22 protein-coding genes and 3 pseudogenes are annotated in these 16,859 nt (G+C 42.2%); 13 read left to right on the forward strand and 12 right to left on the reverse strand.

Annotated elements, in window-relative coordinates; all coding sequences use genetic code 11:
* The first annotated feature begins 5 nt into the window (after window positions 1-5).
* Genes PGRAN_RS11845 through mnhG form a run of 3 tightly spaced genes read left to right on the forward strand, consistent with a single transcriptional unit; the run spans window position 6 to window position 1,331 of the window.
* Entirely contained in the window at window positions 6-482 is a 477-nt protein-coding gene (locus PGRAN_RS11845) for a Na+/H+ antiporter subunit E (RefSeq protein WP_036067324.1), read from the forward strand.
* Window positions 482-769 carry a Na(+)/H(+) antiporter subunit F1 gene (locus PGRAN_RS11850; protein ID WP_036067406.1) on the forward strand — a complete coding sequence of 96 codons (288 nt, stop codon included), beginning with the start codon at window positions 482-484 and terminating at the stop codon, window positions 767-769. The genes PGRAN_RS11845 and PGRAN_RS11850 overlap by 1 nt, the downstream gene beginning before the upstream one ends.
* Entirely contained in the window at window positions 753-1,331 is a 579-nt protein-coding gene (gene mnhG / locus PGRAN_RS11855; RefSeq protein ID WP_036067325.1) for a monovalent cation/H(+) antiporter subunit G, read from the forward strand. Before PGRAN_RS11850 ends, mnhG begins: the two co-directional genes overlap by 17 nt.
* A gap of 49 nt (window positions 1,332-1,380) precedes the next feature.
* Here mnhG and menI read toward each other — a convergent pair whose 3' ends face one another.
* Complete coding sequence (gene menI / locus PGRAN_RS11860; RefSeq protein WP_036067326.1) at window positions 1,381-1,755, reverse strand: 1,4-dihydroxy-2-naphthoyl-CoA hydrolase MenI; 375 nt, start codon at window positions 1,753-1,755, stop codon at window positions 1,381-1,383.
* Window positions 1,756-1,913: 158 nt separating this feature from the next.
* On the opposite strand from menI, the gene PGRAN_RS11865 reads away from it, so the two are divergent.
* The 4 genes and pseudogenes from PGRAN_RS11865 to PGRAN_RS17515 all read left to right on the forward strand — a co-directional run bounded on the left by PGRAN_RS11865 (window position 1,914) and on the right by PGRAN_RS17515 (window position 4,189).
* Window positions 1,914-2,390, forward strand: a complete 477-nt coding sequence (locus tag PGRAN_RS11865; protein WP_221638795.1) for a divergent PAP2 family protein — start codon at window positions 1,914-1,916, stop codon at window positions 2,388-2,390.
* A gap of 114 nt (window positions 2,391-2,504) precedes the next feature.
* Window positions 2,505-3,206: a hypothetical protein gene (locus tag PGRAN_RS16375; RefSeq protein ID WP_051998619.1), complete on the forward strand. Its 702-nt coding sequence runs from the start codon at window positions 2,505-2,507 to the stop codon at window positions 3,204-3,206.
* Window positions 3,191-3,979, forward strand: a pseudogene (locus PGRAN_RS16380) (MSCRAMM family protein); the annotation flags it as partial. The gene PGRAN_RS16375 and the pseudogene PGRAN_RS16380, both read left to right, overlap by 16 nt.
* 12 nt (window positions 3,980-3,991) lie before the next feature.
* The gene (locus PGRAN_RS17515; protein ID WP_277619718.1) at window positions 3,992-4,189 is read left to right on the forward strand and encodes an LPXTG cell wall anchor domain-containing protein; all 198 of its coding nucleotides are present in this window, start codon (window positions 3,992-3,994) and stop codon (window positions 4,187-4,189) included.
* A gap of 63 nt (window positions 4,190-4,252) precedes the next feature.
* Here PGRAN_RS17515 and PGRAN_RS11875 read toward each other — a convergent pair whose 3' ends face one another.
* A complete protein-coding gene (locus PGRAN_RS11875; RefSeq protein WP_036067328.1) occupies window positions 4,253-5,467 on the reverse strand; it encodes an NAD(P)/FAD-dependent oxidoreductase in 1,215 nt (404 codons plus the stop codon).
* 284 nt (window positions 5,468-5,751) lie between these two features.
* Here PGRAN_RS11875 and PGRAN_RS11880 point away from each other — a divergent pair, with 284 nt between their 5' ends.
* A complete protein-coding gene (locus PGRAN_RS11880; protein WP_036067329.1) occupies window positions 5,752-6,747 on the forward strand; it encodes an NAD(P)/FAD-dependent oxidoreductase in 996 nt (331 codons plus the stop codon).
* 229 nt (window positions 6,748-6,976) lie between these two features.
* The gene (locus tag PGRAN_RS11885) at window positions 6,977-7,603 is read left to right on the forward strand and encodes an SDR family oxidoreductase (protein ID WP_036067330.1); all 627 of its coding nucleotides are present in this window, start codon (window positions 6,977-6,979) and stop codon (window positions 7,601-7,603) included.
* Window positions 7,604-7,660: 57 nt separating this feature from the next.
* On the opposite strand, the gene PGRAN_RS11890 is transcribed toward PGRAN_RS11885, so the two are convergent.
* Both PGRAN_RS11890 and PGRAN_RS11895 read right to left on the reverse strand, forming a co-directional pair.
* Window positions 7,661-7,894: a YuzB family protein gene (locus PGRAN_RS11890; RefSeq protein ID WP_036067331.1), complete on the reverse strand. Its 234-nt coding sequence runs from the start codon at window positions 7,892-7,894 to the stop codon at window positions 7,661-7,663.
* Between the two features lie 18 nt (window positions 7,895-7,912).
* Window positions 7,913-8,236 (reverse strand): YuzD family protein, encoded by a 324-nt coding sequence (locus PGRAN_RS11895; protein WP_036067332.1) that lies wholly within the window; start codon window positions 8,234-8,236, stop codon window positions 7,913-7,915.
* Window positions 8,237-8,669: 433 nt separating this feature from the next.
* Between PGRAN_RS11895 and PGRAN_RS11900 the strand changes: the two are divergent.
* Both PGRAN_RS11900 and PGRAN_RS11905 read left to right on the forward strand, forming a co-directional pair.
* Window positions 8,670-8,905, forward strand: a pseudogene (locus tag PGRAN_RS11900) (NifU family protein).
* Between the two features lie 50 nt (window positions 8,906-8,955).
* Window positions 8,956-9,456 (forward strand): phosphatidylglycerophosphatase A family protein, encoded by a 501-nt coding sequence (locus PGRAN_RS11905; protein WP_036067333.1) that lies wholly within the window; start codon window positions 8,956-8,958, stop codon window positions 9,454-9,456.
* A gap of 23 nt (window positions 9,457-9,479) precedes the next feature.
* Here PGRAN_RS11905 and PGRAN_RS11910 read toward each other — a convergent pair whose 3' ends face one another.
* The 4 genes from PGRAN_RS11910 to PGRAN_RS11925 form a co-directional block, all read right to left on the reverse strand.
* On the reverse strand, window positions 9,480-10,778 hold the full coding sequence (locus tag PGRAN_RS11910) for a hemolysin family protein (RefSeq protein ID WP_036067334.1): 1,299 nt from the start codon (window positions 10,776-10,778) through the stop codon (window positions 9,480-9,482).
* A 64-nt stretch (window positions 10,779-10,842) separates the two neighbouring features.
* A complete protein-coding gene (locus tag PGRAN_RS11915) occupies window positions 10,843-11,607 on the reverse strand; it encodes a TIGR01457 family HAD-type hydrolase (RefSeq protein ID WP_036067335.1) in 765 nt (254 codons plus the stop codon).
* A gap of 27 nt (window positions 11,608-11,634) precedes the next feature.
* Entirely contained in the window at window positions 11,635-11,910 is a 276-nt protein-coding gene (locus tag PGRAN_RS11920) for a YutD family protein (protein WP_036067336.1), read from the reverse strand.
* Between the two features lie 7 nt (window positions 11,911-11,917).
* Entirely contained in the window at window positions 11,918-13,285 is a 1,368-nt protein-coding gene (locus PGRAN_RS11925; protein WP_036067408.1) for a bifunctional metallophosphatase/5'-nucleotidase, read from the reverse strand.
* A gap of 151 nt (window positions 13,286-13,436) precedes the next feature.
* On the opposite strand from PGRAN_RS11925, the gene PGRAN_RS11930 reads away from it, so the two are divergent.
* Together PGRAN_RS11930 and PGRAN_RS11935 are read left to right on the forward strand one after the other, a co-directional pair.
* Window positions 13,437-14,276 (forward strand): sulfite exporter TauE/SafE family protein, encoded by an 840-nt coding sequence (locus PGRAN_RS11930; RefSeq protein ID WP_036067337.1) that lies wholly within the window; start codon window positions 13,437-13,439, stop codon window positions 14,274-14,276.
* Window positions 14,277-14,651 (forward strand): DUF1634 domain-containing protein, encoded by a 375-nt coding sequence (locus tag PGRAN_RS11935; RefSeq protein WP_036067338.1) that lies wholly within the window; start codon window positions 14,277-14,279, stop codon window positions 14,649-14,651.
* A 47-nt stretch (window positions 14,652-14,698) separates the two neighbouring features.
* Here the strand turns inward: PGRAN_RS11935 and PGRAN_RS11940 are convergent, their stop codons facing one another.
* From PGRAN_RS11940 to PGRAN_RS11950, 4 genes and pseudogenes are all read right to left on the reverse strand, one after another.
* Complete coding sequence (locus tag PGRAN_RS11940) at window positions 14,699-15,037, reverse strand: type II toxin-antitoxin system RelE/ParE family toxin (protein WP_036067339.1); 339 nt, start codon at window positions 15,035-15,037, stop codon at window positions 14,699-14,701.
* A gap of 16 nt (window positions 15,038-15,053) precedes the next feature.
* Entirely contained in the window at window positions 15,054-15,230 is a 177-nt protein-coding gene (locus PGRAN_RS16850) for a hypothetical protein (RefSeq protein ID WP_159101146.1), read from the reverse strand.
* Window positions 15,231-15,406: 176 nt separating this feature from the next.
* Window positions 15,407-16,251: pseudogene (locus tag PGRAN_RS11945) on the reverse strand (DUF72 domain-containing protein).
* 18 nt (window positions 16,252-16,269) lie between these two features.
* Window positions 16,270-16,674 (reverse strand): DUF6157 family protein, encoded by a 405-nt coding sequence (locus tag PGRAN_RS11950; protein ID WP_036067340.1) that lies wholly within the window; start codon window positions 16,672-16,674, stop codon window positions 16,270-16,272.
* Window positions 16,675-16,859: the final 185 nt, after the last annotated feature.

The raw sequence follows: 16,859 nt of genomic DNA on the forward strand, positions 1-16,859 counted from the left end.
CAAAAATGGCGTTTCAATTAATTATCAATATTATCCTTGCCTGTTTGTGGATGTTCCTGCAGTCAGCGTTTACGATAGGGACTTTTATCCTCGGTTTTATTATCGGGATTTTCCTCCTCTTCTTCATGCGTCGCTTCCTTGGATCTCGCTTTTATATTTGGCGGATTTTGGCGCTTGTGAAATTGATTTTTAACTTTTTCAAGGATTTAATTATATCGACCGTGATGGTAGCACGCATTGTTTTGAAAAAAGATATGAAAATCAGACCGGGGATTTTCCGTTATGAAACAACACTGGAAACCGATTGGGAGGTTACTATGTTGGCGATCTTGATCACGCTAACACCAGGGACGCTATCCATCGATATCTCTGATGATTACAAAGCGATTTATGTGCATTCCCTTCATGTTCCTAATATCGAAGAAGAAATCGCGACCATTCGTAAATCCTATGAAGGCGCGATTATGGAGGTGTTCCATTGATTATTATAACGGCTGTGCTCTCCATTGCTCTGTTTATGTATTCTATTTCAATTTTCCTATATCTATATCGTATCTTAAAAGGACCGACAACATCCGATAAAGTTGTGGCGCTAGATTCGATTGGAATGAACTTAGTAGCCATTGTAGCACTTCTCTCGATGTTACTTGATACAAGTGCGTATTTAGACGTTATTCTCTTGATCGCCCTCTTAGCCTTCATTGGAACCGTCTCATTCGCTAAATTTATAGAGAAAGGTAAGGTGATTGAACGTGAACGTGATAATTGAGATTATTATTTCGATCATGATTTTAATCGGTGCCTCGCTCAGTATTTTAGCTGCGATCGGCGTCATTCGCCTTCCCGATGTCTACACGCGAACACATGCAGCAGGCATTAGCAATACGTTTGGCGTGAGTCTACTTCTTTTTGCAACCGTTGGGTATTTTTTTCATACCGGTGAAGGTTTCAATGCACGTGTGCTTCTAGCGATCCTATTTATCTATTTAACAACTCCGATTGCCTCTCACTTGATCAACCGTGCGGCTTACGATACTGGTGTGCCACTGGCGATCCGTATTCGCGACCAACTCCGTTCCGTGAAAAAAGACGATATCAAAAAACGGAAAAATGTTATTATCAAGCAAGAACAACTGGAACGTGCCCGTCAAGAACGTGAAGAACTTGAAGAACAACTTGATTGGGAATTACGCGATGAGAAAATTGAGGAACGTGAAGAATTAGAGGACATCGCTCGGGAGAAAGAAGAAACGTTGATCGAGCTCGAATCCGATGATTCCGAACAAGAGATTATCGAACTTGATGAAAAAGAAAAGGATAAAAAAGAATAGCTAAGACGCCATGTCCCAAGAAAAATCATTGCGGACATGGCGTTTTTTATCAACGTTTTAATTTAACTGCTAAGGTACACCGGCTAATGCAAAGAAGTCTATCCTCCGCTTCTTCGCTGCGGACCTCCACTTGCCAGACGTGCGTTGTTCGACCGATATGAATCGGTGTCGCTGTAGCAAGCACATAGCCATCTTGTACCGATGAAATGTGATTGGCGTTTATCTCTAACCCAAATACTATTTCCTCCGCACTCACATGCCTTGTCGCGGCTATACTAGCTGTTTGTTCCGCAAGAGCCACAGATGCCCCGCCATGCAAAAAACCGAATGGCTGCCGCGTCTTCTCATTCACCGGCATTCTCACAGTGGCGAAATCTTCCGTTAGTTCTACCAATTCCATTTCCAAATAGTCGCCTAAACTCATCTTTTCTCGCTCCCTCTCCACGCATGCTCGTTATTTTTCTATTATATCGGAAACACCGACTTATTTCTAATGAATCCTCTGACAAAAAAGGTTTCCCCTCCCTACTCTTGTGGTACAATACTAATATATAACTGTTTACTAGGGAAGAGGAGATCGCCATGTTAATCAATGTACCTTTAATCGCTTCGCTTATTGCTATTTTTTTCGCGCAATTTGTCAAAGTTCCGATTCATTTGCTCGTTTATCGCAAGCTACAATGGGGCTTAATGTTTTCAACGGGAGGTATGCCTAGCTCGCATTCCGCAGCAGTAACGGCGCTGATGACGACACTTGCTATCACTTATGGAATCGATTCTCCTTACTTTGCAATCGCTGTTGTATTTGGAATCATTGTCATGTTTGACGCAACGGGGGTTAGACGCCAAGCGGGAGAACAAGCTGTGGCGCTCAACCGACTCGCTCGCGATTTTCATGAATTTGTACAGCATGCCAAAGGACTAACGGAACCCGGTCAAGAAGAAAAGCAGAAACATCTAAAAGAAATGCTTGGCCATAAACCAATGGAAGTTTTCTTTGGTGCTTTGACAGGGATCGCCATTGGCTTTCTTGTAGATTACTTATTTGGAATGTTATAGGATGTGAAAGACGGTCTGGTTTTTAGGATCGTCTTTTTATTGCGCTCGTTTTGATCGTTACTTTGGAGGGTAGTTATATGACATGATAGCAATTTATTATGGGAGTTGAGACATATGCTAAAAGGGAAACTTGGCTGGCTCGCGATTACTATTCTTTTTTTAGTGAGCTTATTCGGCACGATAAAGGCGGAAGCAACGTCTAATTTTGACGCTAATAATTGGCAAATATCGTGGTTGATCAAAAATGCAGATTTTGAAACGGTGGATATCGAGGACTATGGAAGATCTGCTGGTGCAACCAATGTTTGGTATGTGAATCAAAAAGGGGTTGAGGCTTGGGGAACTTCTAACCCTTCTGAAAATATTGAAGTATGGCAAAATGGGAACAGCGAGGGGATTCCTGCTTATTCCGGTACAAATTTTGTGGAGCTAAACTCGGATGGGCCAGGGGCTGTGTACCAAGATATTAAAACGATTCCAGGCACTACGCTTACTTGGAGTTTTGCCCATCGTGGTCGTGGTGGCATTGATACCGCGGAACTATTGATAGGGGCTCCTGGGAATTTGACGCCTATTTTTTCTGCAACGGATGGTGAATCTTGGGGAAATTATTCTGGATCTTATGTTGTGCCTGCAGGTCAAACACACACTCGGCTTACTTTTGCGCCGATTTCCACGTCTAGTGGTAATTTGACGATTGGTAACTTCTTAGATGATATCAATTTATATATTGATATTGCTTTGGCGATTACGTTTGGCACGATGAGAACGGAAATGGTGTACAAGATAATGGCGAGCCGGCTGCACCTGGTGTAGAAGTTCAGTTATATGATAAGCTGGATGCATTGGTTGGAATCCAAACGACGGATAATCTTGGCGGTTATTTGTTCACGGGACTCCTTCCTGGTGATTACCGGGTCGTTTTCGTAAATCCTGATCCCAGTCATTATACTTTTACGAAGCAAGGAATCGGTAATAAGGATACGAACTCCGATCCTAACAAAGACGGCGTTGCAAAAGTCAACATACCGACGATTCGATCACATGTGCTAGCTGTTGATGCCGGATTAACAACGCTCGGATCTGCGATTATTCAAAAAACAGATGGTACAAAAAACTTGGCTGGTGCTCATTTTGATGTGATAGATAGCGACGGACTAACCGTGACGAATGTGACGACAGATGCAAACGGGATCGCCGTCGTTAACGGGTTAATTCCGGATCAATATGTTGTGAAAGAGACGGTGGCTCCGACAGGCTATCAATTACAACCCTCAGCAACTCCACTCACGATCGTGTATGATCAGGCGACACCTGTAGAGATCAGCGTCGTCAATCATTTGATAACAGGAGCTCTAACGGTACACAAGATAGGGGATCAGGGTCAGTCACTAGCAAACGCTACATTCAATGTCACAACTAAAACAGGCAAAGAAATTGGTCAATTAACAACAAACAGCAATGGCTTAGCGACACTATCCAATCTTGTTCCTGGTGATTATTTGCTGACAGAATTAGCGGCACCAAAGGGCTACCAACTTAATAAAAATGCGCTTCCGTTTACAATTCCATTTAACCCGACTGTAGCCGTAAACCTAACCGTGAAAAATACACCCATCCCAGACAGGCCAACAACGAATACTACTCCCAAGCCAAATACAACAAATTCATCTGCTATAGAGGAGCACGTTACACCCATTGATAAACTCCCACAAACTGGTGAGTCATCCAATATGCCACCCTTAGTTATCGGTATATTCCTACTAGCAAGTGGCTATTACCTCCTTTCACGTAAATAAAAAAATAGAGCCAAGAGATAACGCATGATGCGCTTTCCTTTTGGCTCTAATTTTTGTGCGTGCTTATTTATAGAACTTAAATTTACCTTTATTCATCATAACGCCAGTGCCACCAATTTGGTATAATGCACGGTCATCGATGACTTTTTTCATAACAGATGCTGGATAGCCTTTTAAGCTTCTGCCCATGACAACACCGATAGCATCGTTGTCCCCGATAGAACATACCGTACCTTTTTCGTGGTATACGAATGGGGCTAATTCTGTCGTATATCCTTTTACCAATTTGGCAAGATTCACCGCAGCGATATCTGCTTGTTGCATTGCAATTTGCGCTGTTGGTGGGTACGGACGATCATTCTCAGGGTTAATCATTAACGAGCAATCCCCAATGATCAAAATTTCTTCGTTGCCTGGAACTGTCAAATCGTCGTTTACTTTCACACGACCACGACCGGCTTCAAATCCAGATGCTTCGATAACGCTATTTCCGCGGACACCGGCAGCCCAGATAACAGTCGCTGCTTTGATTTCCACATCTTCTGTTTCACTTTTCGCATATTTAATACCGTCTGCTGTAGCTTCCTTCACTGGCGTTCCAACATTGAATTCTACACCACGGTCTTCTAAAACGCCTACGCCATAGTCTACTAGTTTTGCATCGAATTGCGGCAACACTTTTGGTGAAGCTTCCATGCAAACTATGCGGACTTTTTCACGTGGTACGTCATATTTCTTCACAAGTTCTGGAATGCGGTTCGTTAGTTCCCCTAAGAACTCAATCCCCGTGAATCCAGCGCCACCAACAACGATTGTTAATAACTCATCGCGTTGTTCGGTTTTCCATTTAGCAAAACTACCTTCGATTTGAGCACGAATTTTCTTAACAGAATCAATGCTTGTAATCGTGTACGCGTATTCTTTCAAACCGCTGATACCAAAAGTTTCTGCTTCTGATCCAAGTGCAATCAGCAAGAAGTCGTACGAAATATCCCCTTTGTTCGTCAATGTTACTGTTTTGTCATCTTTGTTGATTTTCTCCACAGTATCTTGAATGAAAGTTGTTTTTGCCCTGTTGACTACTTTCGCAATAGGATACATTAGTTTTTCTGCGTCTAACGTTCCTGCGGCAGCTTCATGTAACCATGTTGTTTCATGATGATAGTCATTTTTGTTCACCAATACTAATTCCGCTTCAACATTCAATTGTTGCAACTTACGCAACGTTTTCAAGCCGCCATACCCAGCTCCCAGAATGACGATTTTTGGCTTACTCATCTGTATCACATCCACTTTCCCATTGTATTTTTCTCACAAAAAACTGCATCAGGTCAAAGCCTAATGACAATTATGTAGATTGCGCTTAAACATCTACGTCTCAGGAGGAAGGCAAAAAGCCCTCACCCTATATCTTAGCTCTTTCAATCCTTTTTTTCAAGAGAAGAAGCTCACAATGTAATAAAATTCTGAAAAGCTATTGCCATACTGTTTCTGATGTTTTTATGGTAGAATGGTTTTGTTATGAAAATTCGAGAGAACATTTATTTATAGGAGGTTTTTTTGTGGACGATCAAACAAAAATTTATGATATAACGATTATCGGTGGTGGCCCTGCTGGTCTATTCGCGGCTTTTTATGCGGGTATGCGAAAAGCAAACGTGAAAATTATCGAGAGCTTGCCTCAACTAGGTGGACAGCTTTCCACACTTTACCCCGAAAAATATATTTACGATATTCCAGGTTTTCCAAAAGTCCGTGCCCAGGAGTTAGTCAATAACTTGGTCGCTCAGATGAAGCCTTTTGAACCAACGATTTGCTTGGAGGAAGCTGTCGCAAGTGTTGAAAAACAGGCAGATGGCACGTTTGAAATTAGCACGAATCAAGATACGCATTACAGTAAAGCGATTATCATTACAGCTGGAAATGGTGCTTTCCAACCACGCCGTCTGGAACTGGATGACGCGTTACAATATGAAGGCAAGAATCTTCATTATTTCATTAATGATCTGAGCCGCTTTTCAGGGCGCCGCGTAGCCGTTTGTGGTGGTGGCGATTCCGCGGTAGACTGGGCATTGATGCTTGAGCCAATTGCGAAAGAAGTTTCTATTATCCATCGTCGCAATGCCTTTCGCGCTCATGAACACAGCGTCGAGAAGCTAGAACAGTCATCCATTATGATTAAAACACCATTTATTCCGACCGATATTATTGGTGATTCCGAGAAACTGACACAGATAGTTTTAGAAGAAGTAAAAGGCGATCGCAAAGAAGTACTCGAAATTGATGATTTCATCGTGAACTACGGCTTTGTATCCTCCTTAGGACCCATTAAAGAATGGGGACTTGATATCGAGCGTAATTCCATCGTCGTCAACTCCAAAATGGAGACGAACATTCCCGGCATTTATTCCGCAGGCGATGTGTGCACATATGACGGCAAAGTAAAACTGATTGCAACAGGGTTCGGCGAAGCACCCACGGCAGTAAACAACGCGATGAACTACATCGATCCAAAATCCAGAGTACAACCAATGCACTCCAGCTCAATGTTTGACTAAAGTGCTGAAAGAGCCCGTTAGCTCCGAAAAAATTTGTTAGGGGGCGCAGTGAAAACCCGCTTTTGGTTTTTATGGAGGCCACGAAAATTTCGAGGAGCTGGCTCTTGAAGCCGGATTTGATTGAAAAGCTGAGACAGCCTGAAATAGGAAGGCAGCTGAACAACGCGAGACTGACAACCATGTGTTACTACTAATCAAAAAAATCTAATCCTGGAAAGGAAGTTTTTATATGAACATATTGATAATAGGAGCCAACGGGCAAATCGGGAAACAAACCGTTGCAATACTGGCAAAAAACGCAAATTTCAAAGTCGTAGCTATGATTCGCAAAGAAGAACAAAGAGCGGCGCTTGAACAACTTGGCGCAAAAGTAATCATTGCCGATTTAGAAGATGACTTTAGTTCAGCCTATAGTGGCATCGATACTGTTATTTTCTCTGCCGGATCTGGTGGGAATACCGGTCCCGAAAAAACCATTGCCATCGATCAAGATGCAGCAATTAGAGCGGTCCAGTACGCTGAACAGTACGGCATTTCCCATTTTATCATGGTTAGTTCTGTCTGGGCCGATCAACCAAAAAATGGCCCTGAATCACTTGAGTACTATCTAATCGCCAAAGGAAATGCTGATAAGGCGCTCCAACAAAGCCAGCTGAATTACACAATCGTGCGTCCTGTATTACTCACAAACGAGCCGGCGACTGCACATATCAGTGAATACACAACAGGTCGCACGACTATTACTCGAGCCGATGTTGCCCATTTCCTCAGCACCCTTATCGATAATACCAAGACATATAAACAAACCTATACCTTTCAAAACGGTGATACACCAATCGATAACTTCATTAAATAAAAAATGAGGCTAGTTCCGAAGAGTGGTCATACTCTTTGGAACTAGCCTCATTTTCCATTAAAAAGGATTGTCCTCTAAAAATTGATAAATATTAGCAACCAATTCTGCAGGCGTCTCCCCACGCACTACCTCTCCGTCCACCAATGCGAACATGGAAGATGCGCATAAATCGCAATACGTCAGGCAATCATATTCAATCACATCAAGGTTCGCGTCCGCATCCAATGAATCAAATGCCTCCTGCGCGCCTGAGGCTAAATTATTCACACAAAATTCTACAATCGGATTCATGATTCCCTCCAATCCAATTTACGCTGGTTGATAGCCACGTTCTGTCATCATGGCATAAATATCCTTCAAACGCGGATTCCCCTCAGCGATGACCTCTCCGTCAATCACAATAACGGGATACATATAATCCTCTTCCACGATCATGGTGGCTATTCGCTTCATGTCAGCTTCCTCTTGTGGCGCAAAAATATCGACATATTCCACTTGAAAAGACTGATCTGGAAATTTACGACCAATCGCTGCCCTGAGCCACTCCTCCGTCTCCTTAGAAGATGGAGAGCCAACACAGCTCGCACAAATATTCGATGACCCATAAACAAAAATTCTCGCTTCTTTTTCCATCTTTGCTCACCTCTCCTTTATTCTACAAAAAATAGGCTTTAAAAGCGAGTAAACCGGTTTCTTAATAGAATTATGAAACTATTTTGATATGTATTTGTTGACACTCTATTCTGTCTATATTATACTTATCTAAGTTACTTTAATGCGTTTAAGTAATGCATTGAGAAACTTTGACTTTGGTTGTTACCGTGCCTAATCCACACGGTCAACATAATAGTAACACTCCCTTTTTTTAGTCAGATTTACCCATCTGGCTATATAACTTGCCCCATTCCTTCTTGAGCCTTAGGAATGGGGCCTTGTTTTGTCTTATTCCCCCTTTCGCTGTAGATTCCTTTACTGATGGAACACTATCACTTTCTTTTTTTGCCTATGCTGTTATAATAGTGAGTATAAGTGAGAATGATTCACAGTTAGGAAGGAGTCGAATGCCATGAATAGCGAGATGTATGCGGAAGTGGATACTGCTCTTAAGAAATTCAGACCTTTTTTAGTGCGGGATGGCGGCGACTATGAGCTTGTCGAAGTAACCCCGATGGTATTGTAAAAATTCGTTTGTTAGGGGCTTGCGAAACGTGCCCAAGTTCAGATATGACATTAAAAATGGGAATTGAACTAACATTAGCAGAAAAAGTGATGGGCTTCAAAGAGGTTGTACAAGTTTTTTAAGAGATAAAACCTGAGAAGGATAGTTTGGCGCGAAAGTAGGAGGAGACGGAATGGTTGAAAAACAAAGTGAACTAGAAAGAAAAGCACGGGAATGGCTGATTGAACGCGGTGTGACGATTGATGATATCGCGGATTTAGTATTATTCTTACAAAGACAGTACCATTCCGAGTTAGGTATTGATATTTGTCGCGATAACGTCGAGCGTGTTTTGCGCAAACGGGAAGTACAAAATGCCATTTTAACAGGTATTCAATTGGACGTCCTGGCTGAAGAAGGTAAGCTTGTGCAACCACTCCAAAATATTATCGGTGCCGATGAAGGTCTTTACGGCGTCGATGAAATCCTAGCACTTTCGATCGTCAATGTGTATGGCTCGATTGGCTTTACGAACTACGGCTATATTGACAAAGTGAAGCCAGGAATTTTAGCTAAATTGAATGAACACGATGGCAAACAAGTGCATACATTTTTAGACGATATCGTTGGAGCTATTGCAGCCGCAGCAGCTAGCCGATTAGCACATAGTTATCATGATGATATTTTAAAATAATATCAAGAAGCACCGCTCCCTTTTTAGAGTTGCGATGCTTCTTTTTTTATGACTTCGACAAGACGGATCGAATTTTTATTCATGTTTTGAATATAAAAGCACCAGCCTGCTTCTTCTATATAATCACCGGTTTCAATATCGAATTGCTGATACAGAAGCCATCCAGAAAGCGTATGAACCCCTGGGCTAGAGAGCTCCACGCCTAGCGCTTCTTCCACCGAAACAAGAGGCTCATTCCCTTCCATGACAAAATGATTCTCCGCAACTTTACGTATACCTCGCGGCGTTGTAGCTTCCTCCATGTCACCAACAATAATCTCCATCACATCTTCCAATGTTACAAGCCCTGAGGTTCCGCCATACTCATCCGTTAAAACAACAAACGTCTGCCCCTCCTGTTGCATTTTGAAAAGTAATTCCTGCAAGTTCATCCCTTCAAAAACCTGCATAATTGGCGTCATAAAGTTTTCGATGGATTGGTCTAAAATAGTTAGATCTCGTCCGAGTCCGGCCATCACAGCGCTCACCTGTAGCATCCCCACAATGTGATCCTTATCTCGTTCCGCTGTTACTGGAAAAATATGATACGTCTCTTTCGCTGTTAGCGCCAGCAAATCCTGCACCGTCTCCGTTCTGCTGATCGTTATCATCTTCATACGCGGAATCATGACCTCTTGCGCCGGTACATCATCTAATTTAAAAATATTCTGCATGTATCGAAACTCTTGTGGATTAAGCAATCCTTGCCGATAACTATCTTCTAAAATCACTTTTAGCTCGGTTGGCGTCATCCGATCCATATCCGTATCTGGCTTCACGCCAAACAAGCGCGTAATAAAATTGGCGGAATGATTGAGCAACCAATTCAACGGAAAAGTTATGTAATACCACCAAATAAGCGGTCGTGCAATGAGTAAAGCTACTTTTTCCGTGCTATGAATCGTAAATGTTTTCGGTGCTAACTCACCCAAGACCACATTCAAAAAGGTAATCAGAATAAAGGAGACAAAAATCGCGATCGGTCCTTCGATAGATGCGGGTACTGGCAACATATCAAACAGGGGCTGTAACCAACTGCGCATCGTCGCCTCACCGACCCACCCCATGGCAAGAGCTGCTAATGTATTTCCTAATTGGCAAGCTGCAAGGTAGTCATTCATGTTCCTAGTCACTTGCACCACATATTTCGCGCGCGAATGACCACTTTCAACAAGTTGCAACACAGTTGGCCGGCGAATCGCCACAATAGCAAATTCACTTGCCACAAAAAACGCGGTCATGACGATTAAAAACATAACAAATATATCGTTAAAAACTGCCATATCCTAACACCCTTTCAGACAAGAAAAGACGGTTACCTTATTCCAGTCTCCGCCTCACGTTTCTTTATAATTCCCACTCTGCCAAATTCATAACGCGATGAATCGGTTGTATTTCTTTTGTCGCCAGTTGCTCTGGTGAAGTAAAGCCTGTGTGCACAATCAGCGTATCGATGCCAAACCTAATTCCCGCCAAAATATCAGTCTCATAGTTATCGCCAACCATGATGACCCGTGATTTCTCCACACCGAGTTTTGCAATGGCCTGTTCCATAATAATCGCTTCTGGTTTGCCGATAAACGTTGGTTTCACGCCCGTCGCAAAAGCCACAACAGAAGTAATCGAGCCGTTTCCAGGTAACAAACCACGTTCGGTCGGTATCGCCGCGTCACCATTCGTTGAAATGAACATAGCTCCCGCACGAACTGCCATCGTAGCCGTCGCCAACTTCTCATAATTAATTTCACGGTCAATTCCCATCACGACAAAATCAGGATTCTCAGATGTTAGCGTAAAACCAGCTTTCTCGATTTCATGCCTTACACCCTCTTCGCCGATTAGATACACCGTTTTTCCACGTCCCTCTTGCTTCAACATGAATTCGGCTGTAGCTTGCGATGTCGTAAATACCTGATTCGTCGTTGCGGGAATATCAAATTTACGTAATGTCGCCGCCACCTGTTCCGGCGTTTTCGATGAGTTATTTGTCACATACAAATACGGAATATGGGCCTGGTCTAGCTTCTCAATAAATCCCTGTGCCTCAGGAATTGGCTCATTACCAAGATACATCGTCCCGTCCAAATCAATTAAATACCCATCATATTTCACTGTTTCTAACCTCTTTCCTAAAAACGCTTATTTCACAACTTTTTTAATAACAAAATACTTACATCCAAAATTGCAATACTCATACAAGTATTCTTTTAGCGTACTAATTTTCGTATCGTAAGTTGCTTTGCGATTATCATCATCAAAGAATCCTTTCAGACGTAGCTGGTCATAGCCCCAGTCGCCAACAATATAATCATAGCGAGCTAAAATATCGCTATAGCGCTCTGTCAAAGCCTCTTCATCAAAAGCATCGCGGTTATCCTCTATAATCTCATACGTTTGATTCTGAATCGTAATCATTCCTTGGTCAGCCTCCCTCACCGTATTTTTCTTTCAATTTCCAAGTCATCACATCGCGCAATAACTCTGGTGTATATACTTCCTTATGCTTCACTCGCTTAATAATCGGGAAAAATGGCGCGTATACAAACGTATCATGTGTCGCGATCCGATATATTTTCTCCGGATTAATCGCTGCCCCGTCCCACAAAGCTGTATCTGTATCCGCATCAAATGTCATCCGCTCTGTCAAAATAGCCCCGAAAAGCTCACCACGAAATCCAAATCCACGCAACGGTATATCTCGTAATTCTGCTTCTTTTTCAGCAATTTCTCGAATTAATACATCTAGTTCAATCCCCGTCATCGATAAAGCGATAAAATTCAGTGGATGCGGCAATAACTGATGGATATCATATGCCGTCACAATACCTTTTGGTAAATCTGTCATATAAATTCCAGCGTTCGTCAAAAATGTATCTGCCTTCGTCCACTCACAAGCCGCTTCATGAAACAGATCCGAAATTTCCGAACGTTTAAACCAATTATGCTCTAATTGATGCGGAAGTGCAACCACTTTTTGACGCAGTTCATCCTTTCCTCTAGTAAGGAAGGCGTCCACTTGTTCTGCTTCATCTGATGGCGCCGGTAAATCATTTGTTATATGAACTCGCGCTTGTTTCGCCGCAATTTTGCTAGTTGTCTCATCAAAGGTTATCGTAACTTCGCCAATATACTCGCCCCACCGTCCAGCAGCAGCTAGGAGCGTTCCATTCACTATTTTGCCATTCTCTAGTAAATGATGTGTATGAGCTCCCAGAATCACATCGATTTCAGGTACTTCCATCGCGATTTTCTCATCCAATGGCAAACCTAGATGACTAAGCAAGATAATAACATCTGCCTCGATGCGTGCTACCTCACGTTTAATCGCTTGGATTGGCTCCTCAATTCCCCATCCTAACGCCTCATAATACTCTGTAAAGCACGCCGTTGCCCCAATAACCGCTATTTTCTCACCATTTTTTGTGATAGATACAGAAGGTTTCGCAAAATTCGCTAACGTCGTTTTCGCTTGGTCTTCATAGACATTACAACAAACAACTGGAAATGCCGCATGATCATACAAGTGCTCTAACTCCGCGTGTCCAAGCGCCGCACCTTCATTATTACCAATCGTCACCGCATCATAGGGCAATTGATTTAACAGATCTACATTCCCTTGCCCCATCGACCCTTCCGTAAAAGGATGCACCCGATCAATAAAATCACCAATATCAAAAAATAAATCATCCGTAGCAGCTAAGCGTTTCTCTCTTAAAAAAGCGAAGATTCGCGGCCATTTCTCCAAATGACTATGAATATCATTCGTATGCCAAATCGTCCATTGTTTCATGATCTCATCTCCCTCTTTCATCTCCTTCTATTGTAGCTTATATGGTTCATTTTGACACGTATCAAAACTGAGGTTTGTGCATTGTTTACCTTTTCAATCTGTTTAAAATGGCGTATGATAAGGAGTATACAAAACAAGGGAGGGAAATTTCTTGGATATTTATCAAATCTTAGCGCTTCTGCTCATCGCTATTTTTGCGGGTATATTGGGCTCAGTGCTAGGTTTAGGTGGTGGTATCATCGTGACTCCGGCGCTCACACTGCTTTTTGGCATCGATATTAAGTACGCCATTGGGGCAAGTATCATCTCCGTTATCGCCACGAGTAGCGGCTCAGCAATTGCCTACATAAAAGACCGCATCACGAATCTGCGCGTCGGCATGTTTCTAGAAATCGCGACAACACTAGGCGCAATAACCGGTGCCTTCGTTGGAGGCCTACTATCCGCGACCGCGCTTTACATGATCTTCGGCCTATTATTACTCTATTCCGCCATCACCATGATCAAAAAAGTTGGTTCCGAATTCCCACCAAACGTAAAACCCGATCCAATCGCTACAAAATTACGCCTCCACGATTCCTATTATGATAAAGCACTCCGTAAAGAAGTCCATTATCAAGTCGCTAATGTGCCAGCCGGTTTTGGTGTGATGTATGGCGCAGGTATCGCGAGTGGACTTCTTGGTATCGGCAGTGGCGCCTTCAAAGTAATGGCTCTTGACGTCTTTATGAAAATGCCATTAAAAGTATCCAGCGCTACAAGTAACCTCATGATGGGCGTCACAGCCGCAGCAAGTGCTACCGTTTACTTGTTCCGAGGTGACATCGATCCAATGATTGCAGGTCCAGTCGCAATTGGTGTACTAATAGGAGCTACAATAGGGACCCGAATTATGCAACGTCTGAAAAGTAAAGTTATCCGTCTCGTATTTATACCCGTTCTGATTTACGTCGCTTTACAGATGATTCTAGAAGGATTGGGGTGGATCTAAATGACTGATAAATCTACAACTGATGAAGAAATGCACCGCGTCGAGCTCGTTGTCAGTTCCTTACTACGAATCGGAGTCATGCTTAGCGCTGGTATCATCTTACTCGGCTTAATTCTATTAATATTTACTGGTACAAGTGGCTATCCTGGCACGATCTACCCAACGTCGCTCACCGCTATATTCGATGGGATTTCCCACATGAAACCCTATGCTATCATTATGTTTGGGCTGTTTTGCTTGATATTAACACCGGTGCTTCGCGTAGTCGTTTCGTTCGTCACCTTCTTGAAGGAGAAAGACTATTTGTATGTTGGCATCACAGCCATTGTTCTCATTATACTAACCATTAGTTTCTTGATCGGTACGACAGGATAATTAAAAATAGTAGGTCTGCTCATCCATCAAAATCGGGAGCAAACCTACTATTCATCATAGGTATAGTTCATTTCTTCTTCACGAATTAATATGTCGTATCTTTGTGCTTGTGTCAGAATACGGTGTAGCACAACCTTTGCTTCCTCTAGAAATACTTCATAAAAAATAAGATATGCTGTGCCCATCCGGACCTTTCGGTATTCTCGCTGATACTTAGGATCATCTAAAACAACACCCATCAACGGGAAAATAGCTAACCTCATCTCTACCTTCGCAAGGCGCCGATAGAATTTCTCTTTCTGGCTTCTACTACAATATTGATAGTCTAGGTAATGCATAATTTCTGCTACATCTTCTGAAAACGCCTCAGACCATTCTATGGTCATGGTATTCCCCATAAGACTAATTTAACTCGTTATTAAAGTCAAATTGGGCCCAGCCGGTTGCCGACGACATCGTAGCGCCTTGTTGAACATCAGCTTGTGACTCACGCAACTTCTGCAATATATCCGCCTCACTCACAACGGTAATTCTATCTAGTGTTGGAGGAATTGTGTGTGGTGTTTTCTTTCTAGTCATATTTATCTCTCCTTTAATCGTTTCTTCTATATTAACACATTCAGAATCATTTGTAAAATACTATTAAAAAATGAGTGAAAAACGTTTTTCATTTGTGTTTCTATCAATTTAACAGCTCATTTTAGCGTAAATAATTATGAATAAGGGGAGAAAATATACTATATTCCACCATAATCCTAAATATCAAATAGATTCATTTGCATCGGAGCCAAGCTTCATACGAAATATCTAATGCTTTTTGAAGTTGTTTTGCGTTATCCGCTGCATCTCCACCAGAGTTATTATTAAAGATCACAATAACTTCCTTCGACTGCTGCTGTAGATAACGAATATTCTCCGCCCAATAATTGATTTCCTCTTCACTGTAACGGTACAATGTCCTCACTTCACGCCATTCTGGACTATTCGCTTTCATCCAACCAGCACTATTTCTACCATGTAGACGAATCAAAGTCATCGCCTCATTCGTTGCTTTTAAAACGATTGGTACGCTTCCATTGCCAACTTGTGGCTCATCAACAACCGTATGAATAAATGCTAATTCTTTCAATAACGCCAATGTTTTTACCGTTGTCGACTCTGTATACCATGTTTTGTTTCGGAACTCAATTGCTAGTGGCAAATCACCCATTTTTTCACGGATGGCTCGCAAATAAGTAACATTTTCTTTCGTGCACCCAAAATAGGGCGGAAATTGAAAAAGAATCGCCTTTAGTCTCCCCGACTCGCTCATAGGCGCAATCGCATCCATAAAACGTCTATACATCTCTGTTTCAGAATCATAATATTGTTGCCATTCCTTATGTTTCGTCATCGCTTGAAACGCTTTTACAACAAACGTAAACTCCTCTGGTGTCCGCTCTACCCATTTTTCCGTTGTGAGCGGTGATGGAATCGCATAAAAACTCGTGTCCACCTCCACCATCGGAAAATTCCCAGCATAATCTTCTAACTTATGCTTGCTTGTACTCGAATACAATGTATCATGATCACTCCAACCTGTTAAACCAATTGTTATCATCGCAGACACGACCCCTTTCTATCTCTTAGATTTCATTGCGTGTGTTATTGTAATCTCTTCTTTTCCTGCTAAATTTCGGTATTCAGGACTGTCCACAGCGACCAGTTTGACATACCCGTCTTCATTAAAATGTAGTCCCCAACCATATCTTTTTCCGAGCGGAGAGGTTCGCATACAGGCCTGATTTTTCGCAAAAAAGGCATTTCGTTCCTCTGCTCGATTGGCTTCACTAATACCTTTATGCCGCATATGTGTTTCAAAAAGAACTTGTTCTTGCGTATATTCATAATCATGCCCATTTAAAAGCTCAAATTGAATTTCACCGATCGTTTTTGTCACTCGCTTTGTTTGCGGGATCTCGCCGTGGTCTGCCGAGCTGTCCTCCGCTATTAAAATAAATGTATTATAGTAGTTTAAATTCATCTTTACACCTACTTTTCATTTGTTGGGAATCACTTGGGGATTTCGTGAATCAGCCGCCTATCTCAAGCGGAAAAGCTTTTATATCACTATTATAACCCTTTCCCCGAAGTGAAGCACTTTACACGAATTATTTAAAATATATGTATGCAAAAAACATGAGAGCATTCAGCAAGCCCTCATGTTTT

It is taken from the genome of Listeria grandensis FSL F6-0971 (genome assembly GCF_000525835.1).
Lineage (GTDB): Bacteria > Bacillota > Bacilli > Lactobacillales > Listeriaceae > Listeria_A > Listeria_A grandensis.